We start from the raw sequence: 24,581 nt of genomic DNA, 5'->3' as shown, positions 1-24,581 counted from the left end.
CTTTCGCGACGTCTGGCACGGGCACGCCCTTCGGGTCGAGCGGGCCGCCGCTCTGTCGTCAGTCCCTGGGCGCCTTGCTTGCGGGGCCGCCGTTGCGAAGGCCACTTTCACAACCTTGATGGTTGCGAAAGTGGCTTTCGCAACACCCCAGCCGGGGCTCACCACGGTGGCGACTGTCCACAGGGGACGACTCCTCACCGGTCGGCTGAAGCGGGCGCGTAGGTCGTCATCCGGCGGGCCACGTCCGTCCGTGACCGGGCCCCGAGTTTCCGCAGCACCTTGGCGACATGCTGCTCGACCGTACGCGGGGAAAGGAACAATCCGTCCGCTATCTCCCGGTTCGTCCGTCCGTCGGAAAGCATTCGCGCGACCTCGAGTTCCCGGGGCGAAAGCTCCTGGCCGTAGCCACGCCGTCCGCGCTGCGAGGGGGCCCACGCGCCGTGTTCCCGCAGCTGGTGACGGCAGCGGCCCGCGTCCCTCGTCGCGCCGAGCCGTTCGTAGGCCTCCGCGGCCGACGCCAGTTCCTCGATCGCCTTGCGGTCGCCCGCGGTGTGACGGCCCGCGTTCAGCCGCGACAGCGCCGCCCGTTCCCGGGCGCCGATCGCCTGGTAGGGCATCGGCAGTGCCTCGTAGCCTGCCGCCGCCTCGTCGAAAACCGTTGCCGCGGCGGGATGTTTACCGCGCGCGTCGAGCAGGATCGCCCGGCCGGCGAGCAACGCGACCCGGGAGACCGGCGAGTCCTTGCCGTCGATCCCGCGGGCGAATTCCTCGACCACGGCGTCCGCCTCCGACCAGCGCCCGGCCCGCGTGTAGGCCTCGGCGGCGGCGGGAACCAGCGCCGCCGCCCACACCCAGACGCCCTTGCGCCGGGCCGCCGCGACGGCGTTGTCGGCCGCCGCGCACGCGCCGTCGACGTCGTCCGTCGCGAGGAGCACCCGGATCAGGACCCCCGCGGCCGAGAGGACGACGGGGATGGGCCCGTGTTCGGGGGCGTGGACGCTCGCCGCGGCCAGATGTCGTTGCGCGGCGGCGAATTCCCCGCGAACGGCGGACAACCCGCCGAGGACGAGCGAGCACTCCATGACTATCGGGCCGAGGTCGGGGTAGGCGTCGCGCAGCTGTTCGGTGGCCTCCGCGAGGCCGGACCAGTCACCGCGCACCCAGTCGAGCCGGACCCGGGTGCCCTGAGCGAGCCCGGCGGCGTACAGCGCGCCGGCGTCGGTCGCGCGACGGATCCCTTCCGTGACCAGCTTTTCCGCCCTGGTCAGATGGCCTGCCCAGGACTGCGCGTCGGCGAGGTTGCACCACAGCCGCGCCAGCTGAACCCGTTCGGCGACGCTGCCGCCCTGGTCCGGCAGCGCGGTGAACTCGGTCCAGGCCGACCCGTCGCCGATATGCGCCTGGGTGGAGATCCGGTCGCCGAGCAGCGCGAGCCGCAGTTCCGGGTCTTCGATCCGGCCGAAGACCTCGCGGGCCCGCCCCATCCAGACCTCGTGCCAGGACAACGGGGTCAGCCCGTCGATCGGCTGGGCGAGCAGGTTGATCCCGCGGGCGGCCAGCTCCGGCTCGTCGACCAGTTCGGTGATCGCCTTCTCCACCTCGACCCGGCCGCGGCCGAGGCGCCCGATCGTGCGGACCAGCAGCATCCCGAGGCTGAGCCGGATCGTGCCGCGCACGCTCGGGCGCAGGTCGGCGAGGTCTTCGAGGATCCGCTCCAGTGTCTCGATGACGTCCGGGCGGAACCCGCGCAGCGCGACCTGGCTGAGCTTCGTGGCCAGCCGGGCGATGTCGTCCTCGCCGAGCCCCGCGTCGGCGAGCACGGACTGGAGCAGGTCGATGGCCCGTGACGTGTCCCCGCGGGCGATGGCCTCGTCGGCGGCGGCCTCGGCGTAGTGGCGCCACTGTTCCGTCCGGCCGGCCGCGCGCGAGTGGTTCGCCAGCAGGGTGAGCGGCGGGACCGGCTGATCGGCGAGCACCTGGATGGCGCGGGAATGCAGCAGGGTGCGCTCCGGACCGCTCACCGTGTCGTAGACGGCCTTACGGGCCAACGGATGCCGGAAGCCGTAGCGGTCGCCGCCGAGTTCACCGAGGACACCGCCATCCAAAGTGGACAAAAGGGCGGCACGGAGCTCGTCGCCGTCGAGACCGGCGAGTTCGCCGATCACCGCGGGCTCGGACGGGACGGCCAGCACCGCCGCGGCACGAGCCAGCCGGACAGCGGGCCCGGGGAGCGCGTCGAGCCGTTCGGTGATGGCCTCACGCAGGGAGATCGGGACTTCGAGGCTCTCCAGCAACCGGTCGCTCAGCACTTCGCCGATCGGCAGGCGGCCCGCCGCGTCCCGCAGCGCCCGCAGGGTCTCCTCGACCACGAACGGGATCCCGGCGGTGCTTTCGTGGAGTTTCGCGGTGAACGGCGCGGAAACCCGCGGCAGGTCCAGCAGTTCCTCGGCCAGCTTCCCGACGGCTTCGACGTCGAGCGGGCCCAGCGTCACGCGGGCGGTCTGGACGTTCGCCCGCGTGCGGAACGGGATACCCGCGCTGCCGTGTCCCGACGGCGAGCCGGTCCGGTACGCCGCGACGACGGCCAGTTCGGCGGGCATGGCCGCGGCGAGGAAGCGCATGAGGTCACGGGTGCCTTCGTCGGCCCACTGGAGGTCGTCGATCAGGACGAGCGCGGGCCCGCAGGCGATCAGGAGTTCGCGGACGGCGCGGAACTGGCGGTGCCGTTCGGCGCACGGGTCGGCGAGTGGTTCCGGTTGGGGCGGAAGGCTTTCCGCTAGTTCGGGCAGTAAGGGTCTCAGCACCCCGGCGACCGGGCTGAGCGGACCGAGCGGCCGGTCGCCCGCCGAACGCAGCGCTTCGAGCACCGGCCCGAACGGGAACGGCTCGCGCATCGGCTGGCAGGCACCCCGGAGCACCCGGGCGGCCGCGAATTCACGGCGTCCGGCCAGCTCGTCGAGCAGCCTGCTGCGGCCCATCCCGGGTTCGCCTTCGATCAGCACGGCGGCGGGACGGCGCAGCAGGATCTTCACGATCGCCGAGACCTCGACGTCGCGGCCCACGAGCGCCGTCGATCCGGCGCGGACCGAAACCGAGGTCGGGCGAGGGGTGGCAAGCCACATCATGCGCTCCTCGGTGGGGAGTTCCCGCTGAGCCCGACACGATCTTGTGCGTTGTCCTGCGGAGCCTAAGCACTGCCTACTCGGTCGTAAACCACCCAACCCGGACACCACGGGCACCCCCCGGGGCCGTCTGCCGACGCAGCGTCACCGGTTGGCTGACGGATCGTCGGTTGGAAAATCACTGGACACCCGAAACGTCGGCGACAAACCCGATTCAGCGATTCATCCCACGTTCAGGGGGTGGCAATGACTACGCAAGGTATTTGCTTCGAAACCCTACTTACGGACGTGCCCGACCGGGTGCCCGCACTAGGTGGCCGCCCGTGGAGCAGGGGATCCGGCTCCCGAAGAATGGGTATACCTATCCCGCGCCGACCCGGATTGCGGCCTTCGTCCGAGTCCAGAACGCTCACCCGTCAGGGGAGGGACATCGCATGGCGAACCGGAGCCGTGCGTGATGACGAGGGAGAAGCATGAAGATCACGAAGCTCCTCGGTGTGGCCGCCACGGCAGCACTGGCCACCGGCGCGCTCGTCACGGGTACCCCCGCGGCAGCGTCCTCGGAAACTCTGCTCAACGCCGAGATGGTTCCCGCCCTGCAACGGGACCTCGGCCTGACCGCCGACCAGGCACTCGCCCGGATCCAGAGCGAGACCGCCGCCGGCGCGCTCGAACAGTCACTCGCTTCGGCGCTCGACGGCAGCTTCGGCGGCGCCAGCTACAACGCGGCCACCGGCAAGCTCCGCGTCGGCGTCACGGACGCGGCGAAACTGGGCCAGGTCCTCGCCAGTGGCGCGGAAGCGGAACTCGTCCGCTTCTCGGCCGCCCAGCTCGATTCCACTGTGGACAAACTGAACGCGAGTGAGCGCGCGGCGGACGGCGCGATCACCGGCTGGGGTGTCGACACCAGGACCAACCGCGTGACGGTGAACGTCCTGCCGGGCAAGAGCGGCGTCGTCGACTCGTACCTGGAGAAGGCCAAGGTGGACAAGACCGCCGTCGCGGTGGTCGAGACCACTTCGGTGCCGACGCTGAAGTACGACGTCCGCGGTGGGGACGCCTACTACATCAACAGCTCATCCCGCTGCTCGATCGGCTTCTCGGTCAACGGCGGCTTCCTCACCGCCGGCCACTGCGGCCCCGGCACGGTGGCCGGCTACAACCGGGTCGCGATGGGCTCGTTCGCCCGCGCCAGCTTCCCCGGCAACGACTACGGCCACGTCCGGGTCAACAGCAACTGGGTGCCGCGCGGGGTCATCAACAACGGCACCCGCGTGAGCGGTTCGACCGTGGCCGCCACCGGCGCGTCGGTCTGCAAGTCGGGTTCGACCACCGGCTGGACCTGCGGCACCGTCGGAGCCAAGAACCAGACCGTCCGCTACGCCGAAGGCACGGTCTACGGCATGACCGCCACCAACGTCCGCTCGCAGGCGGGCGACTCCGGCGGCTCGTTCATCGCGGGCAACCAGGCCCAGGGCATGCTGTCCGGCGGCAACAGCTCGGTGACGTACTTCTTCCCGGTGCGGCCGGCGTTGTCCGCGACCGGGACCTCCCTGGTCCTCGGCTGACCTCAGCCCCGGTCAGCGGGAGACCGTGAAAAGGACGAAGGGCGGACCGAGTGCCTCCAGCGCACTCGGGCCGCCCTTCGTCTTCGTGCCGCGGGAAAGTCTCAGACGTTGCTGATCTCCTCGATCAGCGCCTCGACGTCGAAGTGCTCGCTCTCGGAGCCGAGCGGGACGAGCTCGTAGGTGGACTCGAGGAACGTCTCGACGTCCTCGCGTTCGAGCTCGAACGACGCGTAGCCGTCGGGCGACTCGATTTCGAGCGTCAGCAGAGCCTCGTCCTCCGAGAGGTCGGGGCGGACGCGGACGTCGCCGAGCCCGGCGGGGTCGGTGAGGCCGGTGACGAGGAGCTCACGCGCGAAGGTCCACTCGACCCACCGGCCGCGCTCCGTCCGGAACGACACGGTGACCGCGAACGGTTCGCCGGCGTGGAAGGACAGGCGGGAAAGAACGGGCGTGCTGCTGTTGTTCAGCAGAACGAACTGGCTCTGGTGAATTGCGTCGGTGTGCACGGCCACTCCTCGGTGCTCGTGGTTCGCGCGGCGCGAACTTTTCGTCTCGGGGAGGAGATGGCCGGACCTGCGCCGGATGACGCGACTGCGACGACGTTCACGCTATCGGCTGCATCTGTCCATAGTGGTGTAACGCCGGGCACAGACCCCTTGCGTCCGGGTGGATACCCGTGGTGACGAGGCCGCGGTGTCCTTTTTGGACCCTCAGGGCTCCAGCGGCAGCGACAGCCCGGTCTTGACCCGGTCCATCGCGACCGACGTCGTGAAGTGCCGCACGTTCGGGTTGTCGAAGAACATCCGCCGCGTGAACGTCTCGAAATCCGCCATGTCCCGGCAGGTCACCACGAGCACGAAGTCCGCGTTGCCGGTGACGTAGTAACACTGCTGGACGTTGTCGTCCGCGAGCACCTGGCGCCGGAACCCGTCGAGGACCGCGAGGTTCTCGCGTTCCATCTCGACCATCACCACGAACGTCATCGACAGCCCGAGCGCCCGCGGCGACAGCACCGCCACCTCGCGTTCGATCACCCCGGTCTCCCGCAGCCGCTTGATCCTCCGCTGTACGGCGGCCGCCGACAGGCCCACCTTCGCGCCGATGTGCTCGGCGATCGTGCGGGCGTCGGACTGGAGACAGGCGAGGATGGCGACGTCCATGCGGTCGAGGTCGGGTGTGTGCACCAGGTCAGGCTAGCCGGACGGCTCTCCCGGGCGCCTGTTCTCCGCTCGCGCCGAGACGCGGTGTACGTCACCCGTTCGGGTGGTCGGCCCGTGTGCCCGGTCACTCCCGGAAAGAAGATGAGAATTCTTTGAATTGTGACCCGGAACACAACTGACGGGTCTACTGAATGGTAGCGCTTACAAGTGAATGGCAGACCTCTCATTTCCCCGCGAAAGGATTCCTTGGTGCCCTCATCTCAGGCCGCCGTTCTCGCCGGTCTCGGCTCGTGGCTGCCTCCGCGCGTGGTGGGCAACGAGGAGATCGCCCAGCGGCTGGACACCTCCGATGAGTGGATCCGCTCGCGGACCGGCATCGCCGAACGCCGGGTCGTCGACCCTGGGACGTCCACTGTGGACCTCGCGGTCGAGGCGGGCCGCCGGGCGCTGGCGTCGGCGGGGGAGACCGCGGCGGACGCCGTCGTGCTCGCGACGTCCACGGCCGACCAGCTGTGCCCGGCCAGCGCGCCGCAGGTCGCGACCGGGCTCGGACTGAACGGTGTCGCCGCGTTCGACGTCAACGCCGTGTGCAGCGGGTTCGTCTACGGGCTCGCCACCGGCGCCGGGCTGATCGCCGCCGGGATCGCGCGGCGGGTCCTGGTGATCGGCGCCGACGTCTTCACCTCGCTCATCGACCCCGAAGACCGCGGCACGGTGCCGATCTTCGGCGACGGCGCGGGCGCGGTCCTGCTGCGCGCCGGCGACCCGGACGAGCTCGGCGCGCTCGGCCCGTTCGATCTGCACAGCGAAGGCGCGCTCGCGGAGCTGCTCTGGGTCGAGGCGGGCGGCGCGAAGAACCGCCGCTCGGACGACCCGCGCGACCACTACCTGGTGATGCAGGGTCAGACCGTCTTCCGGCACGCCTGCGCCCGCATGGCCGAATCGGCGCGCGCGGTGCTCGACTCCGTGGGCTGGGCGGTCGGCGACATCGACCGGTTCATCGGGCACCAGGCGAACATCCGCATCCTCCAGACCTGCGCGAAACAGCTCGGGCTCGCGGAGGACGTGATGTACTCGAACATCGAGAAGGTGGGCAACACGAGCGCCGCCTCGATCCCGATCGCGCTGGCCGACGCGGCCAAGGACGGGGCGCTCCAGCCGGGGCACCGCGTCGTGATGGGGGCCTTCGGCGCCGGACTGACCTGGGGCTCGACGCTACTGCGCTGGCCGGACGTCATTCCGGGCTGAGCACGCTCGCCTCCCAGGCGTGCGTCGGCTCCTGGCGGCCGCGCAGCTCGAGTTCCGCGTACGGCTTCCAGTGCGCGCGCTCGCTCTCCAACGCGGCCTCGAGTACCGCCTCGCTCGCCAGGATCCGGCCGTCGGCGGATTTCGCGTCCTCGGTCAGGCGTGCGGCCTCGTTCACCGCGTCGCCGATGACGGTGTACTCGAACCGGCTGCTGGTCCCCAGCTGACCGGCGAAGACCCGCCCGCTCGCGACACCGATGCCGAGGTCCAGCTCACCGGTCTCCTGAACGGCGTCCCGGATGGCCCGCGCGGCCGAAAGGGCGGCCGTCGGCGCGTCCGCGAGCCTGGTCGGGGCGCCGAAGACGCAGAGCGCGGCGTCACCCTGGAACTTGTTGACCAGCCCGCCGCGCGCGCCGACCGCGTTCACCACGCTGGTGAAGAACCGGTTGAGCATCTTCACGAGGTCTTCGGGCGGGGTGCGGCTCGCCAAGGCCGTCGAATCGACGACGTCGACGAACAACGCCGTCACCTCGCGCACGTCGCCCGACAGGGAGGCGCCGTACTCGAGCGCGTGCCGCGCGACCTCGTCCCCGACGTGCCTGCCGAAGAGATCCCGCATCCGCTCCTGCTCACGGAGCCCGGCGGCCAGGTCGTTGACCGACGTCTGGAGCAGGCCGATCTCGCTGGAGTCGTCGACCTGGACCACGACCTCCTTGTTGCCGCGCGCGATCTCGTCGAGGGCGACCCGCAGCCGGTGCAGCGGCGTCGCGACGGCCTTCGCGAGCAGGCCCGTCCCGATCGCGCCGACGCCCAGCCCGATCGCCGAAAGCATGATCAGGCTCGCGACGTGGTCGCCTTGGCCGAGGTCCGGCGGGGCGGCCACCAGCAGCACGCCGAGGAACGGCACGCCGCTCGCCAGCGACCAGGTGACGACCACCCTGGTCCGCACGGTGACCCTGAGCGTCCCCTTCGGCGGGGTCACCTTGAGCGCGATCGTCATCACCGGCCGCGCGACCCATTCGGCGGCGAGATAGGTGAGGCCGACCGTGGTCAGCCCGCCGAGCCCGATCACCAGCGCCATCCCGAGCGCGTCCATCCAGGACCCGAGTACCCGCGCGAGCGCGCCGAGCACGATCGTGCCGATCAGCCAGAGGGTCCCGCTGACGATCCCCATGTCGACCGGCAGCCGGAGCGCCCGCTCGGCCTCGGCCTTCGTCGGCGGGCGGCCGAACACGAACCAGACCGCCGTGCGCCGCTGGAGCCAAGCCGTCCACAGGGTGCCGACGATCAGCGCCAGCGCGACGATGCCGGCCGCCGTGACGCCGAGGATCCAGCCGCGATCGCCGACCTCGCTCGGCAGACCCTGCAGGAGCAGCAGCAACGCGACCACTCCGGCGCCGCACACACTGGATCCGACGCCGAGCGCGGCGAACCCGAGACTGGTCCGGAGCACCAGCCGGAACCGGCTCGACATCGTCATCCCGCGCACCCGGTGATCGTATGACCTCCGGCGGAAAACGGTTCGCCCGTTCCCGGGTGCCGTGGCTACCGTGCGGGTATGGAACCGCTGGGCCAGGACGAGATCAGGGCGTCCTTCGTGAACTGCACCCGAGGCGAGGCCAAGGGAGTCACGCTTCCCACCCGGCCCGACGAGATCCCTTGGGAGGACAGGGAATTCCTCGGTTGGCGCGATCCCAAGGCCGCCTCCCGGGCGTATCTCGTGCTGCCGTACCGCGGCGAAACCGTCGGGCTGTCCCTCCGGGCCGCTCCCCGGCCGAAGGGCCGTGTCCTGCTGAGCAACATGTGCGGCCTGTGCACGACGACACATCCGCTGTCCGACATCGCGCTGTTCTCCGGCCGCCGCGCCGGGAAATCCGGGCGGGAGGGGAACACGCTCGGCATCTACGCGTGCGCGAACCTGGCGTGCAGCCAGTACATCCGCGGCGAGCTGAAGTCGGACGTGCCGCAGCCGTTCGAGTCCCTGACGCTGGAGGAACGCGTCATCCGGCTGGAGGACAAGCTGCACCGGTTCGTCGAGCGGGTGCTGGAGTCCCGCTGACGCCTCGTGAGTGGTTAGGACGGTTAGAACCGTCCTAACCACTCACGAGACCGGCTCAGAACCGCATCCGCAGGATCCGCCCCATCTTCTTGAACGCCGGGAACAGCCCCGCGAACCACAGCTGCGTCCGCATCGACGGCGAAATCCGCGCCTTCACCTCAGGCGTCGCGTAATCCGTCGAGTCGAGCTTCGAGACCAGCGTCAAGCCGAGCCGCTCCAGTTCGGAGATCTCGTCGATACCCCAGTACAACGTCGCCTCGGCCTTGCGGACCACCGGATTCAACTTCTGCAGCTTGATCCCCAGCCTGCTGAAGACGTCGAAGACCATTTCGCCGCCCTGCGGGAAATGCGCGATCAGCCGGCGCAGCAATTCCTCGCCTTCGGCCTGCCGCAGGTACATGGTCAGCCCCTCGGCGATCACCAGACCGGGTTTGTCCGACGGGATCTCGTCGAGCCAGCCGAAATCCGTCACGGACGAGCCGATGGCCCGGTAGCCGTCCCGGGCGGGGTAGATCCGGGCGCGCAGATCGACGACGTCGGGGTAGTCGATGTCGAACCACCGCACCGAAGGCGGCGGGTCGACGCGGTACACGCGGCTGTCCATCCCGCAGCCGAGCTGGACGACGGTCGCGTCCGGATGCTCACGGAGGAACGACGCGGCCCAGTCGTCCATCGGCTTGGCCCGCATCGCGACGGTCAGCCCCATGTCGGCGTTCACGCCGAGCGAAGCGAAGTCGTAGTCGATCTGCTCGACGGCCTCGTCGGCGGCCTTGTCCCCGAGGATCGGCCGAGCACTGCGGGCGTCGAGCGCCCGCCCGTACAACGTGGCGAGCATCGTCGCCTTCTCTTCGGTGAACCGGACCTTCTCCACCGCACACCCCCGTCAGAAGTTTCACAAACTTCTGAAAATAGTACTCGCGCGAGGGTGCTCGCGCCATCAAGGAAGCGTCAGTCCCCGGACGTGTAGTCGTGGACGTAGGTCTTGGCGTCGAGCAGATGCCGCAGGGTGATCTCCCGCGCGGCCGCCGCGTCCGAACCGCGGATCGCCTCGAGGATCGCGCGATGCTCGTCGACGGCCTTCCGGATCTGCCCCGGAAGCCGCAGCGCCGCCCGCCGCTCCTCGCCGACCAGCGACAGCACCGAACGCAGCAGATCGGTGACGTCGTCGTTGCCCGCGTTCTCCGCGATCACCCGGTGGAATTCGGCGTCGGCCGCGATCACGCGCAGCATGTCGCCGTCGGCCGCGGCCCGGTCCATCTCCTCGACGGTGCCCGCCAGCCGCTCGAGGACCCGCGGCGTGTGGTCGAGCGCGAGCCGCTCGGCCAGCGTCGGCTCGACGGTGGTCCGCAGGTCGAACAGCTTCTCGACCAGTTGCTCGTGCTCGGAGAACCAGCCGCGCAGGGGTTTCTCGTCGAGCGTCTCGCGAACGTAGGTGCCCGACCCCGGCCGCACCTGCACGTAACCGATGGAATCCAGCACCCGCAACGCCTGCCGCAGCGAACCGCGGCTGATCCCGAGCTGTTCGCAGAGCGCTCGTTCGGCGGGCAGTCTCGAGCCGGCAGGGAGCCTGCCCGAGTCGATCATCGTGCGCAGATGATCGACCGTCGCACTCCACACCTGTTCGCGCTCGTCGCCCGCCACGGTGCCATCCTCGCAGGTGCGGCGGAACGCCCGGAATTGTCGGTGCCGGGTGTCATCATCCGAAGATGACTGGGGTGGCAGGACTGATCAAGGCCTGGGTGCACGGCTGGGCGCTTTCGCGCGGTGTCGGGCTCCCGGTCGCCGAGCCGGACGGCTACCGGCTCGACGTCGGGCGCCCGGGGCACCGCGTGCGATATGTGCTGGCGGACGCCGGATCGGTGGAGCGCCGGGCGCGTTCGCTGCACGAGCCGGGAACGTGGTTGAAGGTGAGCGGATCGCGGGACGAGGTGGCGAAAACGGTGCCGCCGGAGTGGGCGGTCGGCCCGCCGGAGTACCTGATGAGCGCTCCGATAGCGCTGCGGCCCGTGATGGCCGCGCCCGAGCCGTACCGGGCGGAGCTGGTCGGCGACGGCGTGGTCACCGACGTGGTGGTGCGCGCGCCGGACGGTTCACGCGCGGCCACCGGCCGGGTCGCGATCGCCGGCGGCACGGCGGTGATCGATCAGGTCGTGACGGAGCCCGAGCACCAGCGGCGAGGGCTGGGCAGATTCGTCATGCGCAGGCTCGACGAGGTGGCGGCCGCCGCCGGCGCGGAGCGAGCGGTCCTGGTCGCGACGGAGGAGGGCCGCGCGTTGTACTTGGCGCTCGGCTGGACGGTCGCCGCGGAGATCACCGCGGCCCATCTCCCGGAGGAGGACTGAACGGCCGCGGTGTTCAAGGAGATCTGTCTCGGCGCGAACGACCACCAGGCCCTCGCCGACTGGTGGTGCGCCGCGATGGGCTACGTCCGCCGCCACCGGGACGAGCGGCCGGTGGAGTGGCCGGTGGCGATCGAGGATCCGGCCGGTCGCGGCCCGCTGATCTGGATCAACCCGGTGCCCGAAGCGAAGACCGTGAAGAACCGCATACACATCGACGTCTTCGGCTCCACGGCCGAGCTGGTCGCCTCCGTGGCGACGCTCGTGCGGGCCGAGAGCGGAGCCGTCGAGTGGGACGTTCTCGAGGATCCCGACGGCGGCGAGTACCCGTGTCTTCCCGTCGAACGAGACATAACGGGCTCGTTGAATGTTCGACTAGACACATCCGGAGCGCGAAAGGAGGTAACGGTGCTTAGGGTGCGGACGTGAGCGCTTTATGACGTGGTGGCACGCTGTCGTGATCTTCGTCGCGGGGCTCTGGGCGGGCACCATCAACACGGTCGTCGGCTCGGGCACGCTGGTGACCTTCCCGGTTCTCGTCGCCCTCGGCTACTCGCCGCTGACGGCGACGACGTCCAACGCGATCGGCCTCGCCCCCGGCACGGTCAGCGGGGCGATCGGCTACCGGGAGGAGCTCAAGGGCTACTGGCCCCAGGTCGCCAAACTCGCCGTGGCGTCCTTCCTCGGCGCGATCTGCGGGACGATCCTGCTGCTCTCGCTGCCGAAGGACGCTTTCGAGACCGTCGTACCGGCACTGGTCGGCCTCGCGGTAGTGCTCGTGATCGTCCAGCCGCGGGTGGCCGCCTGGGTCGCGAAACGCCGCGAGGAGAACGGGACGGTCCACAAGATCGGGCCGCTCCTGCTGTTCCTGATCTTCTTGATCGGCATCTACGGCGGATACTTCACGGCCGCGCAGGGCGTGATGATGATGGCCGTGATGGGGATGCTGATGTCGGAGTCGCTGCAACGGCTCAACGGCGTCAAGAACGCCCTGTCGGCGGTCGTGAACATCGTCGCGGGCGCGATCTACGCCTTCATCGCGCCGGTCAGCTGGCCCGTGGTCGCGCTGCTCGCGGTCGGGTCGACGATCGGCGGCCAGATCGGCGCGAAGATCGGCCGCAGGCTCTCGCCGAAGGTGCTGCGCGGCGTGATCGTCGTGATCGGCCTCGCCGCGATGGTGCAGCTGCTCCTCAAGTAGGGATGGCCCGCATTTAGCCGACTAAATGCGGGCTTTCCTTCGCGGCCTGGGCCCGTGCTCGTGTCGCGAAGGCCACGTTCGGGACGTCAGGCGTCGCGAAGGTGCCTTTCGGGACAAGCGCTCTCACCCTTGCCCCTCGAAGGGACCGGCCCGCACTTAGCCGACTAAACGCGGGTCGACGAAGCGCGGGCCGGTCGAAACGTCCTCAGCGCGGGAAGTCCCCGGCCGCTTCGAGGAAGAGGTCGTTCTCCTCAGGCGTCCCGATGGTCACTCGCGCACCTTCGCCCGCGAAGGGGCGCACGATCAGCTTGCGCTCCAGCGCGTGCTCCGCGAACTCGGTCGTCCGCTCGCCCAGCGGCAGCCAGACGAAGTTCGCCTGCGTCTCCGGCACCTCGTAACCCTTGGCCACCAGGGCATCCCGGACGCGAGTGCGCTCCGAGACGATCTCCTTGCAGCGTTCCAGCAGCTCGTCGGCCGCGTCGAGCGAGGCGATGGCCGCCGCCTGGGCGATCATGTTCACCGAGAACGCGACGTAGACCTGCTTCAGCGCGACGGTGATCGCTTCCGGCGCCACCGCGTAACCCACGCGAAGGCCGGCGAGGCCGTACGCCTTCGAGAAAGTCCGCAGTACCGCGACGTTGTCCCTGCCGCGCGCGAGTTCGACGCCGTCCGGCACCTCGGCGTCGGTCACGAACTCCTTGTACGCCTCGTCGAGCACGACGAGCACACCGGAAGGCACAGCGTCGAGGAAACGCTCCAGTTCCGCCCGTCGCACCACCGTCCCGGTCGGGTTGTTGGGGTTGCACACGAAGACCAGCCGCGTCTTGGGTGTGATCGCGGCCAGCATCGCCGGCAAATCCAACCCATGTCCCGCTGTCAGCGGCACCGTCACGCTGACGGCGTTCGCCACCTGCGTGACGATCGGGTACGCCTCGAACGAACGCCACGGGAAGACGACCTCGTCGCCCGGGCCGCACAGGGCCTGGATCATTTGCTGGCAAAGGGAAACCGAACCGCAGCCGACGGCGATCCGCTCGACCGGCTCGTTCAGCTCGCGGGCCAGCCGCTCGACGAGCCCGGAAGCGGTGATGTCCGGGTACCGGTTGATGCCCTGCGCCGTCTCGGCTATGGCCTGCGCCACACTCGGCAGCGGCCCACCGGGGACCTCGTTGCTCGCCAGCTTGATCGCGCCCTGGATTGTCCGGCCAGGGACGTACTTCGGCAACGATTCGAGATCCGCACGCGGCGAAACAGGTGACATCTTCGGCGCTCCTACGTCTGGGGGACGGCTCCGACACCGTATCCTCCCGCGTCGGCGCAAGCTCCGAATATTTACCTAAGAGTGGTCTGATGGAGGAATGACCCTGACGACCACCGTGGAACACCAGCACGCCGACGGCCACACGCTGCGCCTGACCTTCGCCGAACCGGATGGTGTCGTCCGCGGCGGGCTCGTGGTGCTGCACGAGGAGGCCGAGGAGGTCGAAGAGGGTCTGGGCCTGCTCCTGGCCGGTCTCGCCGGTGAAGGCTGGCTCACCGTCACCCCGCATCTCGACCGAGACGACCTCACGCAGCAGGACCTGCTCGAAGCCACCGACGCGACGCTCTCGTGGCTCGCCGAGCGCGGTGTCCAGGCGGATCTCGTCGGTGTCGTCGGTTTCGACCTCGGCGGGACGGCCGCGCTGGTCGTGGCGTCGAACCGCAGACTGGGCGCGGCGGTCAGCGTCGGCGGGCAGGGCGTCACCGGTCTGCCGGTCCTGGTCGAGATCGCCGGACGGCTCACCAGCCCCTGGCTCGGCATGTACGGCGACGCGGGAGACGAGGCCGGAGGCGCCGAAGTCGAGCAACTTCGCGACGCGGCGGCGACGGCGAACGTCGCGACGAACGTCGTCCACTACCCGGGCGCCAACCACCGTTTCGACGCCGACCCCGACGCGGCCGCGGAGGCCTGGCAGCGCACCCTGAATTGGTTCGACGCCCACCTGCGATGACCCCGTTCGCGCTAGCATTCCCCTTCAGATGTGACAGGGGAGGGGTCCGATGGCACAGTCACCCGAAACGCGCGTGACGGCACAGGCCGCGTTCGGAGCTTCGGCGCCGGCCTTGGTACCGCTGGCGAGCAAGGTCCGGGCCGCCAAGACCGATGCCAAGAAGGGGACCGTCAAGGTCACCGAGGACGCCGCCAAGAAGCTCATCGACGCGCTGGTGAAGGCCCGTCAGGAGCTCGATGCCCTGATCAAGGGTTCGACGGAGCTCAAGGCGCCCTTGAAACTGGGTGACAACTTCGTCGGGCACACGATGAGCGAGCGTTTCCAGGGCGCCGCGACCAAGGGGACCGAAGCCGCCGTCCCCGTCCTCACGGACTTCGCCGGTGTCCTCGAAGACTTCCAGCTCACGGTGAAGGCCGCACGGAAGTTGTACGTCGCCGCGGACGAGGAGGGGCAGGAACGCATCGAGCGGATCGCCCGCCGGTTCGACATGGAGGACGTCGTCGACCACGAGCGGAAGGACGAGCGCTGATGCGGATCCTGCCCATGCCGTGGCCGCCGCGCGAGCCCGACCCGGAGCCCGGCCCCGACAGCCTCTACGCCGACATCGACTACATGACCATCCCGCACCGGCAGCTCTACGAGATGGTCCACAACGAGCTGGACCTGGCGAGCGCGGAGGCCGTCGCCGGGCAGTGGGCGACCATCGGGGTGGTCCTCGACCGGATCGGTTCCGAGCTGAGGGCGGCCATCATCGCGACCGCCGACGGCTGGACGGGCGAGGGCGCGGAGCGGGCACGCGACGTCGCGATCAAACTCGTCGACTGGGCGAGTGAGACGAGCCTGCGCGCCGACAACGTCGCGAACTGCGTGCGCCGCCAGGCGGACATCGCCGAAACCGCGCGGCGCACGATGCCCGAGCCGCCGGGATACGCCCCGCTGCCCAAGCCGCCGGAGCGGCCGACGCGCCGCCCGATCCCGGTCGCGGATTCCGATTCGACGCAGGCCATGTCGGCCGCGCCGCCGTCGGGAGGCGGTTTCGCCGAAGCCGGCCGGATCGTCGCCGAACCCACCGACGGGAACGCGCAGGACCTGCACCGTCAGGCCGCCGACGTGATGACGCGGATGCAGCGGAGTTCCGGCGAGGTCTACGAGAAGGTTCCTCAGTTCGTCTCGTACGGCGAACAGCCGAAGATCCTCGAGAAGCCCGAAGAACCGAAGCCGGAACCCGACCCGAAGCCCGATCCGAAGCCGGAGACGCCGCCGGACGATTCCACGAGCAGCAGCGGCGTAGATGACGCAGCCCCGATCCAGGTGCGGGAGCCGGTCGAAGCGCCGCGTCAGCCCGGCGCGAGCAGTGGTGCAGGCGTACCGCCGCCCGGCGTCGCCGGCACGGCCCAGGACCTGGGGCAGGGCAGCCGGTCCGGGGTCGGCGGGTTCGGCCCGTCCGGACAGCAGCCCGGTCAGGTCGCCGGGACCCGGGCCGCGGCGGCGGGGATCGGAGGCGTCGGCGGGATGCCGATGGGCATGATGCCGCCGCAAGGGCAGCAGGATGGCGAAAGCCGCAAGTCCCCTGGCTATCTCGTCGAAGATTCCGACGTCTGGGGTCTCGGCGGGCACGTGACCCCGCCGGTCATCGGCGAAGAGCCGAGGACCGAACGCTGATGGACTGGATCCGGTTGCACGTCGGCGAGCTGTTCCTCCTCTGGTCGGCGCATGGACGCGACGAACTGCCCGCGGTGCTGGAGGTCCCGCACGTCGGGCGGACACCGGAGTTCCGGGCGGAACTGGTGGCCACGGCGAGCGCGACGCTGTCCGAACGCGGCCTCGGCACGGTGGACGCGCCCGCTCCCGAGCTGGTGCGGCTGTTGCACACCGTCGCGAACAGCGAACTCACGCTCGATCTGCGGCTCGACGGCGACCCGTCGTACCGGGCCGTCGGTTGCGTGTCCGAGCGCGGCGCGGTCGCGATCGGGGTTTCGGGTACCGACGTCGAGTTGTCCGCGCTGCGGGAGCCGCTCGTCGCCGCGACCCTGCTGCAGGCGCTGCCGCCGTGCGAGCAGGGGCGCGGCCTCTCGGTCAACCTGCGTGTCGATGACTACACGGCCGCTTGCGAGGCGGGGGAGCGCGGCGGGCAGCCGGCGTTTTCCGACGTCCTGCGCGACGCCGGGCTGCGGGAACCCGAGGTCATCGTGCTGGTCCGGATCGCGACGCGGCGGATCGGCGGCGGACGGCTCGGCGCGGCCAGGAAGTCGTGGGAGGGCCGCTGGGTGCGCGGCGAAGGGACGTTGACCTGGGTGGACACCCCCGACGGCCGCTACGGGCTTCGCCGCGATCGAGGGTGGCTGACCGTCACCCCGCTCGACACGTCGCGGCTGAAGTCGATGGCGTACGAGCTGTTCACGGGGGCTCGCCAGAGCGGTTAACGAGGGTTAACATCGCGGGGTGACGCACACCGCCGACGCCCCAGAAGTGCTCTGGCGCCCTGAGCCGAGCCGCCTGCCCGACACCAAGATCGACGTGTTCCGCCAGTGGCTGCGCACCGAACGCGGCGTGGAGGTCGACGACTACAACGCGTTGTGGGAGTACTCCGTTCAGCGCGGGCCGGAGTTCTGGTCCGCCGTCGCCTGCTTCCTCGGCGTGCGCTGGCACGACCAGCCCGGTGAGGTGCTCACCAGCGAGATGCCGAACGCCCAGTGGTTCGCGGGCGGCACGCTGAACTACGCCGAGCACTCGCTCATGCCCGGTGTCGCGGGCGCCGCGAAGGCCGACGACGAGGTCGCCGTGATCTTCCACCGCGAAGACGGCCTCTCGTCGCAGCTGACGTACGGCGCTCTGCGGTCAGCCGTAGCCTCCGCGCGCGAAGGGCTGCGCAAGCTGGGAGTGTCCAAAGGGGACAGGGTCGTCGCGCTGGCGCCGAACTGCCCGCAGACGCTGATCGCCTTCCTCGCCACCGCCAGCCTCGGCGCGATCTGGTCGTCGTGCTCGCCGGACTTCGGCGTCCGCGCGATCACCGACCGCTTCGCGCAGATCGAGCCGAAGGTGCTGATCGCGGTCAACGGCTACGTCTACAATGGACGGTGGTTCGACAGCCGGTCGACGGTGAACTCCCTGCGGGACGAGATCCCCACGCTCGAAGCGACCGTGCTCGTCGACTACGCCGGCGGCCGCCTCGACGGCACGCTCGACTGGGACGAGCTGCTCGCCGACAACGCGGGCGCCGAGCTGGCGTTCGAGCCCGTCGACTTCGCCCACCCGCTGTGGGTGCTGTACTCCTCGGGGACCACCGGCCTGCCGAAGGGCATCGTCCACGGACACGGCGGGATCACCCTCGAACACCTCAAAGCCCTCGCGCTGCAAAGCGATCTCGGCCCCGGCGACCGGTTCTTCTGGTTCACCACCACCGGCTGGATGATGTGGAACTTCCTCATCTCCGGCCTGCTGACCGGCACCACGATCGTGCTCTTCGACGGCAGCCCGGGCCATCCGGATCTGAACGTGTTGTGGCATTTGGCCGAGCAGCACCGCGTCACCTACTTCGGGACGTCGGCGCCGTACATCCAAAGCTGTCTGAAGGCCGGTATCAAACCAGCCGAGCGGTACGACCTCACCGCGTTGCGCGCCTTGGGATCCACCGGCGCGCCGCTCAGCGTCGAGGGCTTCCGGTGGATCGTCGACGAGGTCGGCAAACGCGTCCAGATCTGCTCGGTGTCCGGCGGCACAGACCTGTGCGCGGCGTTCGTCGCGTCGGCCCCGGACGTCCCGGTCTGGCTGGGCGAACTCTCGGTCCGCGCCCTCGGCGCCGCCGTCGCCGCGTTCGACGAGGCCGGGAAACCCGTGGTGGAGACGGTCGGCGAACTGGTGATCACCGAGCCGATGCCGTCGATGCCGGTGTTCTTCTGGAACGACCCGGACGGCTCGCGGCTGCGCGAGGCGTACTTCGAGATGTACCCCGGGATCTGGCGGCACGGCGACTGGATCCGGATCACCGGACGCGGCTCCGCCGTCATCTACGGGCGCAGCGACTCGACGTTGAACCGCGGCGGCGTCCGGATGGGCACGGCCGAGTTCTATCGCGTCGTGGAGTCGTTCGACCAGGTGGCGGACTCGCTGGTGATCGACACGTCGGCGGCGGGCAACGAGGACGGGCAGCTGCTGTGCTTCCTCGTGCTGGCCGAGGGCGCGTCGCTCGACGAGGTCGAGCCCGCCTTGCGCAAGGAACTGCGCGGGGCCCTCTCGCCGCGGCACGTGCCGGACCGGTTCGTCCAGGTGAGTGAGGTGCCCCGGACCCTCAACGGCAAGAAATGCGAGGTCCCGGTCAAGAAGATCCTTTCGGGTGTTTCACCTGACCGCGCCGTCAGCCGGGACGCCCTGCTGAACCCCGACGCCCTTGTACCGTTCGTGGAGCTGGCGAGGAGCTGAACGTAGGGGCGGGACTTGGCGGGCGCTTGGCGGGTGGCGGGAGCCACCTCGGTGGCGGTGATCACCTGGGTGACGCGGCTGGCCGGACTGCTGGCCGTGGTCTCGGTGCTGGTCCCGGCCGGCCGGCGCGCCCTGCGCGGGCGCGTCGCCGATTGGCTGGAACTGCCGCACGAGGCCACGGTCGGCGCGGCGACGGTCGTGCTGGTGACCGGTGTGCTGCTGATGCTGCTCGCCACCGGTCTCAAGCGGCGCAAACGCCGGGCCTGGCAGCTGGCGGTCGCCGCCGCCGCGCTGCTGACCGTGTCGCACCTCGGGCTACGGCACGCCTTCGGCGCGGGTCTCGTGTCGCTCGCGCTGCTGATCGCCCTGATCGCGACGCGGCGCCACTTCATCGCGCTGCCCGATCCGGTCACCGGCCGGTGGCGCGCGGTCCGGGTCTTCCTGCAGCTGGCGGTCGCCGGGGTCGCGATCAACTTCGTGCTGCTTTCGGTCGCGCTCGGCTCATTGGGTATCGGCGACCGCCTGGCGCAGTCGACGCTGGCACTGGTCGGCGTGAGCGGTCCCGTGGTGTTCCCCGCGCTGTGGCTGGAGGACCTGTCGGCCGCCGTCGGCCTGCTGTTCGGGATCGGCGCGGTGCTGCTGGCGGCGTACTTCCTGCTCCGCTCGGCCGAACCCGCACCGGAACTGACCGACGACGAGATCGAACGGCTCCGAGGGCTGCTGGGGGAGCGGGACTCGCTGGGGTACTTCGCCCTGCGCCGGGACAAGTTCGTGGTCTTCTCGAAGTCGGGGAAGGCCGCGGTGACCTATCGGGTGATCGCCGGGGTCGCGCTGTGCTCGGCGGACCCCCTCGGTGACCCGGAAGCGTGGCCCGGCGCGATCGAGGAGTACCTGGAGGTCTGCCGTCGGTACGCCTGGAGCCCGGCGGCCATGGGATGCTCGGAACTCGGTGCGACCGTCTGGGCACGCTTCGGGCTCGAAGTGCTGGAGATCGGCGACGAGGCGGTCGTCGACACGGACACCTTCACCCTGGAAGGCCGCGTCATGCGCGGAGTCCGCCAAGCCGTCTCACGCACGAAGCGCGCCGGCTACACCGCGCGCATCCGGAAAGCCGAAGATCTATCGCCTGGGGAGCTCGACGAACTCCGGGCCGTCGCGGCCACCTGGCGCGGCACCGACACCGAACGCGGCTTTTCGATGGCACTCGGCCGCATGGGTGACCCAGGCTCGATCCTGGTGACCGCCGAACACGACGGCCGAGTGCGCGGAGTCCTCCAGTTCGTGCCCTGGGGCGAGAAGGGCCTCTCCCTGGACGTCATGCGCCGCGACCGGACCGCCGACAACGGCGTCAACGAACTGATGATCTCGGAGCTCCTTCAGACGACCCCCGCCCAGCACGTCTCCCTGAACTTCGCCGCCTTCCGCGCGGTGTTGGAGCAAGGACAGCGCATCGGCGCCGGCCCCGTCGCCCGCCTGTCCGCCCGGACGTTGCGATTCTTCTCACGCTGGATCCAGATCGAGACCCTGTACCGCTTCAACGCGAAGTTCCAGCCCCGCTGGGTCCCGCGCTACCTGGCCTACCCCGCGGCCCGCGACCTCCCCCGAGTCGGCGTCGCCGTCTTCGAAGCCGAAGGACTCGGCGGGCGCCCATATCGCCTGCTCAGAGCCCTGCGGCGCGTCTAAGGGGGGTGCCTTCCAAGGGGGTCCGCGGGGTGTGTAACCTATTTGAGCAGTGGTCGTTGGGCCTGGGAGGCTTCGCCTAGTCTGGTCTATGGCGCCGCACTGCTAATGCGGTTGGGGGTAACCCCCCCTCCCGGGTTCAAATCCCGGAGCCTCCGCTGGTACCTGTTCCGGCAGGTGCTAGATTGATAACTGAACAAGCGCCCGTAGCTCAGCTGGATAGAGCATCTGACTACGGATCAGAAGGTCAGGGGTTCGAATCCCTTCGGGCGCACGTCTGGTTGAGACAGCACTAAGGCCCTCCCGTTCGCGGGAGGGCCTTTTTGTCTGTCCGTTGTGGAGCGTTACTGGTCAGCCTCGCGGTGCAGTTCGGCAGCCCTGGCACGGAAGTGACGCTTGATGGCAGCACGGTTACCACCGCGGGTCTTCGCCGCATGGCAGTTCGGACATAGCGCGATCATGACTGACGGGTGGTCAAGTCCGTTGAGGGCGAGATCGTCTACGTGGTCCACTTCGAGGATCGATTCACCACCAGGTGCGGTGTCGAAGGGCATGCCTGTGCACTCGTCGTTCTCGCAGTCGCCGTCCGCGCGGACGAGCACCGCATCGCGTACGGCGCGACTGCGGGGATAGACATTGCGAGTTCCCTTGGACGGCCTGCGTCCATCGCCACCAGCCTTCGATGACTTATCGATAAGGCGGAGATAGTCCCGGTAGGTTTTCCTTCGCTGGCTACTCGTGGCTTTCTTACCTGGGGGTGGCGGCGGAGGTACGTCTTTGATGTCTTGGTCGTCGATGAGCTTGCGCACACGAGCTGGCCAAGTGTCTAGCTCGGGGCCGGGAACTGCCATCACCTGGAATGCGTACTCGAGACGGAGTTGTTTGTTGTCGTCAGGTGACCACACCTGCGCTCGGCTAAGGATTGCTACCCAGGTGGTGAACCTGAAGGTGCCGCCTGCCGGTCGGTACCAGTACCGCACCGCCTCAAGATTCCGGCGAGCGCTGTCGAGCGCCTTGTTTCTTCGTACCAGCTTTTGGTCGCCCTTGCGCCCCTCGCCGCGATACTCAAAGGGGTTTACCGCGTCTGGTGGTTCGTCGGCGTATGGCCCCTCTTCGTCCGAGAAGATGTTGATGACGCTGTCGCCAGAAAAACTAGTGATCCCCGCAACCCCGTTGCCGCCAAAAATTTTCCGGATGGCAGTTCGGTTGGGGTACTCCGCTCCAAGACGCGGCGGCCATAACTGGGCAGTTGTGGAGCTCGTGAAACCGAGTCGGCGGAGGCTGCGTGCTGCGGCTTCTCCGGCGAGAGCGGAGGCCGGAAGGTTGTTGCGGTCTGGGTGCTGAACGTTGTAGGCGAGACTGACGACTTTCCGGGCGTGGTAGTACTTGCCGTCGAGTTCGAGGACCAGCGCGCGGGAGAGCCCGGACTCGGGTGCTCCCAGGTCGATGACATCGCACTGCTGTGCTGCCTTGAGCACTGCGTCGCGACTCGTGAGCTCCTTCAAAGACACCTAGTCACCCCATTCGAACGTACGTCCGAATGTAGCGCAGAGGCTTGCGGCGGTGGAACTTTTTGCCACGCATGCAACCGTGTCGCCAGAAAGATCGCACTGTGGTGGAGGCCCACCCGGGAGTCGAACCCGGAGTCCAACGGCTTTGCAGGCCGCCGCACGACCGTCGTGAAGTGGGCCAAGCTGGGGTGACCGACCGGACTTGCACCGGCTAATGCCCGGAGTCACAATCCGGGGCCTCGTCTCCTTCGGCTTCGGTCTCCGTGCCCCCGGCAGGAGTCGAACCTGCGTTCCCGGCTTCGGACGCCGGCGTCGTATCCGTTGGACCACGGGGGCTTGCGGAGGATGCAGGATTCGAACCTGCGCGACGCTCTCGCGCCGACCGCCGTTTTCAAGACGGCTGCCTTACCGGGCTCGGCCAATCCTCCAAGCCGGCGTATCCCCCTCGAACACGCCGACCGGTGCCCGTGCCAGGACTCGAACCTGGGACCTCCGCATTCGTAGTGCGGCGCTCTGTCCAACTGAGCTACACGGGCGAGGTGAAGACGTAGACACGCCTCCACCGGCGCTCGACCTGGCAGCCTCGTTCGGCGACGGGGACGAGCTTGGAGAAAAGTCTTCGGCTATCAAGGTTCGCACTGAAATGGGCAGCGTCGAGCACCGGCGGAGGGAATTGAACCCTCTCGCGACGGTTTTGGAGACCGCGCCGCTTCCTGAGCTCGCCGATAAAGAAATTCTTGGGTGCGTAAAAAGAGAAGCCGCCCGGATCGGTTTCCCGATGGGCGGCTCCCTGGCATGACAAACACTATGGCGTCATGATGGGGAGCCTTCGCAGGCCAGAATCCGCTGGCTAGGCCACGATGAGGATCGTCGGCCACAGGTCGACGTACACGCGGCGGCGAGCGCAATGGCCGAATGCCGGCGCTGCGCCTTTCGCTCGTGCATGTTCGTCATGGCTGCTCCTCTGGGTGTTTGAGTGCACTCACTATGACGCAAGGATCGCTGCAGCGCAACGCCTTTGTGGCGGCGTAGCCCGAGTTGTGGGCAGCTAGTCGTTGGGAGGACCGTCGAACGACACCTCAAACAGGTGCTGCTCCGGCCTCTCTGCGGTGAGCCAAAGCGGGAAGTGAGCTTCGTAGTTTGCGTGGGGATCGACGCCCCTAAGCCAGAACAGAGGAAGCTTCAGCTCCATCGCGGTCCGCAGCGCGACGTTATCGGAGTGAAGCGGGTCTTCTCCTCGATACTTGTAGCGAAGAATGCGGCCACTCTCGTCGAGTTCATCCTCGTACGGACGTTCCTCGTTAGGGCGCCTGTATACTGTCTTGATTGACAACGCGCTGCCGAGCTTTGCCGGCTTGTGAATTCCAGACTGGGGATTGAGGACTGGGATGCGAGTGCCGTCGTAGATGAAGTTGGCCAGTTGTGCGAACGGGATTGGACCGCCGTTCTGTGCGGTTAAGCCTTCAAGCCAGTCGAAGACTGCTCTGCGGACTGACCTTTCGTACTTGAGAGGAACCTCTCGGTTCTTGCTTCGCGGTGTTCGAGGCAGCTTCGTGGTGGCCGTAGTCGGCGCTTCCCGCTTCAGTGCAGCCGGACGCAAGAACACTGGTGGCACCAGCCTGACGGCGCTACGAAGACGACCGACGTAGTTGCGAGGGAAGTACTCGTAGAGCACGTCGGCCGCTGCGAAGACGCCATGAGGTTGATCGAGCACGTTCACCACTTCGTCGCGGAGACTGCCTCGTGCTCCGTTGTCCCGCAGCCACTTCGCTGAGTGAGGCGTTTCGGCGATAGCTGAGCCGTCCGCAGTGAGAGGGGTCCACAGCGTTCGTTCGAGTTCCCAGAAGGGTTCCGCTGCGGAGACCTTGCGAAGGCTGAACTGATCAATCAAGTCCGTGAGGGGAGCCTCCGCGGCTTCGAACGTCGTGGCCGAGGAGCGCTCATCGAGGTACCGACCGAAGAGCCAGAGAAGTAACAAGGGCTTGTGTAGTGCCTGTTCGCCTCCGACCATCTTGGTCTGAAGCTGGCGAAGCTGCTCGTGCAGGCCGTTCTCGTCCACAACCACCCCTCCGTGTGACGCAGACGACTAAGTGTAGTGGCGCGAAGGTTGCGTACGCGCAACTCCCGACGTGAAGCATGTCCGCCTAACGGGAAGGCTTGCGCGGGCGATGACCACCGCGCGTGGCGTTGTCGGCTAGGGCCTGTATCGAAGTAGTTCAGAGCCACTCGTTGATCGCGGCGATGTGCGCGGTGGCTTCGTAGCGGACGGCGAGTTTGTCGTAGCGGGTG

The 24,581-nt window shown here is 68.8% G+C and carries 21 protein-coding genes and 8 tRNA genes; 14 read left to right on the top strand and 15 right to left on the bottom strand.

All coding sequences use genetic code 11. The features are described 5' to 3' along the window. Positions 1-194: 194 nt before the first annotated feature. The gene (locus tag ACZ3HL_RS27715; protein WP_465534731.1) at positions 195-3,122 is read right to left on the bottom strand and encodes a helix-turn-helix transcriptional regulator; all 2,928 of its coding nucleotides are present in this window, start codon (positions 3,120-3,122) and stop codon (positions 195-197) included. Positions 3,123-3,595: 473 nt separating this feature from the next. Between ACZ3HL_RS27715 and ACZ3HL_RS27710 the strand changes: the two genes are divergently transcribed. After that, positions 3,596-4,690 carry a S1 family peptidase gene (locus ACZ3HL_RS27710; protein WP_465534611.1) on the top strand — a complete coding sequence of 365 codons (1,095 nt, stop codon included), beginning with the start codon at positions 3,596-3,598 and terminating at the stop codon, positions 4,688-4,690. Positions 4,691-4,791: 101 nt separating this feature from the next. On the opposite strand, the gene ACZ3HL_RS27705 is transcribed toward ACZ3HL_RS27710, so the two are convergent. Together ACZ3HL_RS27705 and ACZ3HL_RS27700 are read right to left on the bottom strand one after the other, a co-directional pair. Continuing rightward, positions 4,792-5,196 (bottom strand): SsgA family sporulation/cell division regulator, encoded by a 405-nt coding sequence (locus ACZ3HL_RS27705; protein WP_034319994.1) that lies wholly within the window; start codon positions 5,194-5,196, stop codon positions 4,792-4,794. Positions 5,197-5,400: 204 nt separating this feature from the next. Then, entirely contained in the window at positions 5,401-5,874 is a 474-nt protein-coding gene (locus ACZ3HL_RS27700) for an Lrp/AsnC family transcriptional regulator (RefSeq protein ID WP_192747544.1), read from the bottom strand. Positions 5,875-6,099: 225 nt separating this feature from the next. Here ACZ3HL_RS27700 and ACZ3HL_RS27695 point away from each other — a divergent pair, with 225 nt between their 5' ends. Beyond that, positions 6,100-7,098, top strand: a complete 999-nt coding sequence (locus ACZ3HL_RS27695; protein WP_465534610.1) for a beta-ketoacyl-ACP synthase III — start codon at positions 6,100-6,102, stop codon at positions 7,096-7,098. On the opposite strand, the gene ACZ3HL_RS27690 is transcribed toward ACZ3HL_RS27695, so the two are convergent. Further along, complete coding sequence (locus ACZ3HL_RS27690) at positions 7,085-8,569, bottom strand: adenylate/guanylate cyclase domain-containing protein (RefSeq protein ID WP_465534730.1); 1,485 nt, start codon at positions 8,567-8,569, stop codon at positions 7,085-7,087. The two genes, ACZ3HL_RS27695 and ACZ3HL_RS27690, sit on opposite strands and share 14 nt — an antisense overlap. An 84-nt stretch (positions 8,570-8,653) precedes the next feature. Between ACZ3HL_RS27690 and ACZ3HL_RS27685 the strand changes: the two genes are divergently transcribed. Next, a complete protein-coding gene (locus ACZ3HL_RS27685) occupies positions 8,654-9,154 on the top strand; it encodes an FBP domain-containing protein (protein ID WP_465534609.1) in 501 nt (166 codons plus the stop codon). A 55-nt stretch (positions 9,155-9,209) separates the two neighbouring features. On the opposite strand, the gene ACZ3HL_RS27680 is transcribed toward ACZ3HL_RS27685, so the two are convergent. Together ACZ3HL_RS27680 and ACZ3HL_RS27675 are read right to left on the bottom strand one after the other, a co-directional pair. Continuing rightward, positions 9,210-10,025, bottom strand: coding sequence for a class I SAM-dependent methyltransferase (locus ACZ3HL_RS27680; protein WP_465534608.1), 816 nt, complete (start codon positions 10,023-10,025; stop codon positions 9,210-9,212). A 77-nt stretch (positions 10,026-10,102) separates the two neighbouring features. Beyond that, positions 10,103-10,795, bottom strand: a complete 693-nt coding sequence (locus tag ACZ3HL_RS27675; protein WP_465534607.1) for a FadR/GntR family transcriptional regulator — start codon at positions 10,793-10,795, stop codon at positions 10,103-10,105. A gap of 74 nt (positions 10,796-10,869) precedes the next feature. Between ACZ3HL_RS27675 and ACZ3HL_RS27670 the strand changes: the two genes are divergently transcribed. From ACZ3HL_RS27670 to ACZ3HL_RS27660, 3 genes are read left to right on the top strand one after another with little or no spacing between them, the layout of a single operon-like run. Beyond that, positions 10,870-11,496, top strand: a complete 627-nt coding sequence (locus ACZ3HL_RS27670) for a GNAT family N-acetyltransferase (protein WP_465415042.1) — start codon at positions 10,870-10,872, stop codon at positions 11,494-11,496. A gap of 9 nt (positions 11,497-11,505) precedes the next feature. Then, a complete protein-coding gene (locus ACZ3HL_RS27665) occupies positions 11,506-11,922 on the top strand; it encodes a VOC family protein (protein WP_465534606.1) in 417 nt (138 codons plus the stop codon). A gap of 7 nt (positions 11,923-11,929) precedes the next feature. Beyond that, entirely contained in the window at positions 11,930-12,691 is a 762-nt protein-coding gene (locus tag ACZ3HL_RS27660) for a sulfite exporter TauE/SafE family protein (protein ID WP_465414813.1), read from the top strand. Between the two features lie 205 nt (positions 12,692-12,896). Here ACZ3HL_RS27660 and hisC read toward each other — a convergent pair whose 3' ends face one another. Then, on the bottom strand, positions 12,897-13,952 hold the full coding sequence (gene hisC, locus ACZ3HL_RS27655) for a histidinol-phosphate transaminase (RefSeq protein WP_465534605.1): 1,056 nt from the start codon (positions 13,950-13,952) through the stop codon (positions 12,897-12,899). Between the two features lie 97 nt (positions 13,953-14,049). Between hisC and ACZ3HL_RS27650 the strand changes: the two genes are divergently transcribed. From ACZ3HL_RS27650 to ACZ3HL_RS27615, 8 genes are all read left to right on the top strand, one after another. Then, positions 14,050-14,682 carry a dienelactone hydrolase family protein gene (locus tag ACZ3HL_RS27650; RefSeq protein ID WP_465414817.1) on the top strand — a complete coding sequence of 211 codons (633 nt, stop codon included), beginning with the start codon at positions 14,050-14,052 and terminating at the stop codon, positions 14,680-14,682. A gap of 49 nt (positions 14,683-14,731) precedes the next feature. Continuing rightward, positions 14,732-15,211 (top strand): hypothetical protein, encoded by a 480-nt coding sequence (locus ACZ3HL_RS27645; protein ID WP_257483750.1) that lies wholly within the window; start codon positions 14,732-14,734, stop codon positions 15,209-15,211. Then, positions 15,211-16,344 (top strand): PPE domain-containing protein, encoded by a 1,134-nt coding sequence (locus tag ACZ3HL_RS27640; RefSeq protein WP_465534604.1) that lies wholly within the window; start codon positions 15,211-15,213, stop codon positions 16,342-16,344. The genes ACZ3HL_RS27645 and ACZ3HL_RS27640 overlap by 1 nt, the downstream gene beginning before the upstream one ends. Beyond that, positions 16,344-17,105 carry an ESX secretion-associated protein EspG gene (locus tag ACZ3HL_RS27635; RefSeq protein ID WP_465534603.1) on the top strand — a complete coding sequence of 254 codons (762 nt, stop codon included), beginning with the start codon at positions 16,344-16,346 and terminating at the stop codon, positions 17,103-17,105. Before ACZ3HL_RS27640 ends, ACZ3HL_RS27635 begins: the two co-directional genes overlap by 1 nt. Before the next feature lie 19 nt (positions 17,106-17,124). Further along, positions 17,125-19,101: an acetoacetate--CoA ligase gene (locus ACZ3HL_RS27630; protein WP_465534602.1), complete on the top strand. Its 1,977-nt coding sequence runs from the start codon at positions 17,125-17,127 to the stop codon at positions 19,099-19,101. Positions 19,102-19,134: 33 nt separating this feature from the next. Continuing rightward, complete coding sequence (locus ACZ3HL_RS27625; protein WP_465534601.1) at positions 19,135-20,784, top strand: phosphatidylglycerol lysyltransferase domain-containing protein; 1,650 nt, start codon at positions 19,135-19,137, stop codon at positions 20,782-20,784. Positions 20,785-20,849: 65 nt separating this feature from the next. Further along, positions 20,850-20,939, top strand: a tRNA-Ser gene (locus tag ACZ3HL_RS27620). A gap of 42 nt (positions 20,940-20,981) precedes the next feature. Next, positions 20,982-21,055: transfer RNA gene (locus ACZ3HL_RS27615), tRNA-Arg, on the top strand. A gap of 70 nt (positions 21,056-21,125) precedes the next feature. On the opposite strand, the gene ACZ3HL_RS27610 is transcribed toward ACZ3HL_RS27615, so the two are convergent. The 8 genes from ACZ3HL_RS27610 to ACZ3HL_RS27575 all read right to left on the bottom strand — a co-directional run bounded on the left by ACZ3HL_RS27610 (position 21,126) and on the right by ACZ3HL_RS27575 (position 24,351). Then, positions 21,126-22,292 carry an SRA domain-containing endonuclease gene (locus tag ACZ3HL_RS27610; RefSeq protein WP_465534600.1) on the bottom strand — a complete coding sequence of 389 codons (1,167 nt, stop codon included), beginning with the start codon at positions 22,290-22,292 and terminating at the stop codon, positions 21,126-21,128. A gap of 105 nt (positions 22,293-22,397) precedes the next feature. Further along, positions 22,398-22,472 (bottom strand) — tRNA-Cys (locus ACZ3HL_RS27605). Positions 22,473-22,476: 4 nt separating this feature from the next. After that, positions 22,477-22,554, bottom strand: a tRNA-His gene (locus ACZ3HL_RS27600). A gap of 2 nt (positions 22,555-22,556) precedes the next feature. After that, positions 22,557-22,628 (bottom strand) — tRNA-Arg (locus ACZ3HL_RS27595). Between the two features lie 3 nt (positions 22,629-22,631). Beyond that, positions 22,632-22,720 (bottom strand) — tRNA-Ser (locus ACZ3HL_RS27590). A 34-nt stretch (positions 22,721-22,754) separates the two neighbouring features. Continuing rightward, positions 22,755-22,828: transfer RNA gene (locus tag ACZ3HL_RS27585), tRNA-Arg, on the bottom strand. Between the two features lie 122 nt (positions 22,829-22,950). Next, positions 22,951-23,019: transfer RNA gene (locus ACZ3HL_RS27580), tRNA-Trp, on the bottom strand. A 321-nt stretch (positions 23,020-23,340) separates the two neighbouring features. Continuing rightward, complete coding sequence (locus ACZ3HL_RS27575) at positions 23,341-24,351, bottom strand: phosphorothioated DNA-binding restriction endonuclease family protein (protein WP_465534599.1); 1,011 nt, start codon at positions 24,349-24,351, stop codon at positions 23,341-23,343. Positions 24,352-24,581: the final 230 nt, after the last annotated feature.

The sequence above is a fragment of the Amycolatopsis sp. NPDC000009 genome, assembly GCF_055563465.1.
The sequence above is the reverse complement of the archived record's forward strand: the minus strand, read 5'-3'. Positions and strand labels throughout refer to the sequence as shown.

Bases quoted from the DNA above. Each gene is read 5' to 3' on its own strand.
- ACZ3HL_RS27685 (WP_465534609.1), top strand. From the start codon at position 8,654: ATGGAACCGCTGGGCCAGGACGAGATCAGGGCGTCCTTCGTGAACTGC.
- ACZ3HL_RS27710 (WP_465534611.1), top strand. From the start codon at position 3,596: ATGAAGATCACGAAGCTCCTCGGTGTGGCCGCCACGGCAGCACTGGCC.
- ACZ3HL_RS27715 (WP_465534731.1), bottom strand. From the start codon at position 3,122: ATGTGGCTTGCCACCCCTCGCCCGACCTCGGTTTCGGTCCGCGCCGGA.
- ACZ3HL_RS27690 (WP_465534730.1), bottom strand. From the start codon at position 8,569: ATGTCGAGCCGGTTCCGGCTGGTGCTCCGGACCAGTCTCGGGTTCGCC.
- ACZ3HL_RS27635 (WP_465534603.1), top strand. From the start codon at position 16,344: ATGGACTGGATCCGGTTGCACGTCGGCGAGCTGTTCCTCCTCTGGTCG.
- ACZ3HL_RS27640 (WP_465534604.1), top strand. From the start codon at position 15,211: ATGCGGATCCTGCCCATGCCGTGGCCGCCGCGCGAGCCCGACCCGGAG.
- ACZ3HL_RS27650 (WP_465414817.1), top strand. From the start codon at position 14,050: ATGACCCTGACGACCACCGTGGAACACCAGCACGCCGACGGCCACACG.
- ACZ3HL_RS27660 (WP_465414813.1), top strand. From the start codon at position 11,930: ATGACGTGGTGGCACGCTGTCGTGATCTTCGTCGCGGGGCTCTGGGCG.
- ACZ3HL_RS27645 (WP_257483750.1), top strand. From the start codon at position 14,732: ATGGCACAGTCACCCGAAACGCGCGTGACGGCACAGGCCGCGTTCGGA.
- hisC (WP_465534605.1), bottom strand. From the start codon at position 13,952: ATGTCACCTGTTTCGCCGCGTGCGGATCTCGAATCGTTGCCGAAGTAC.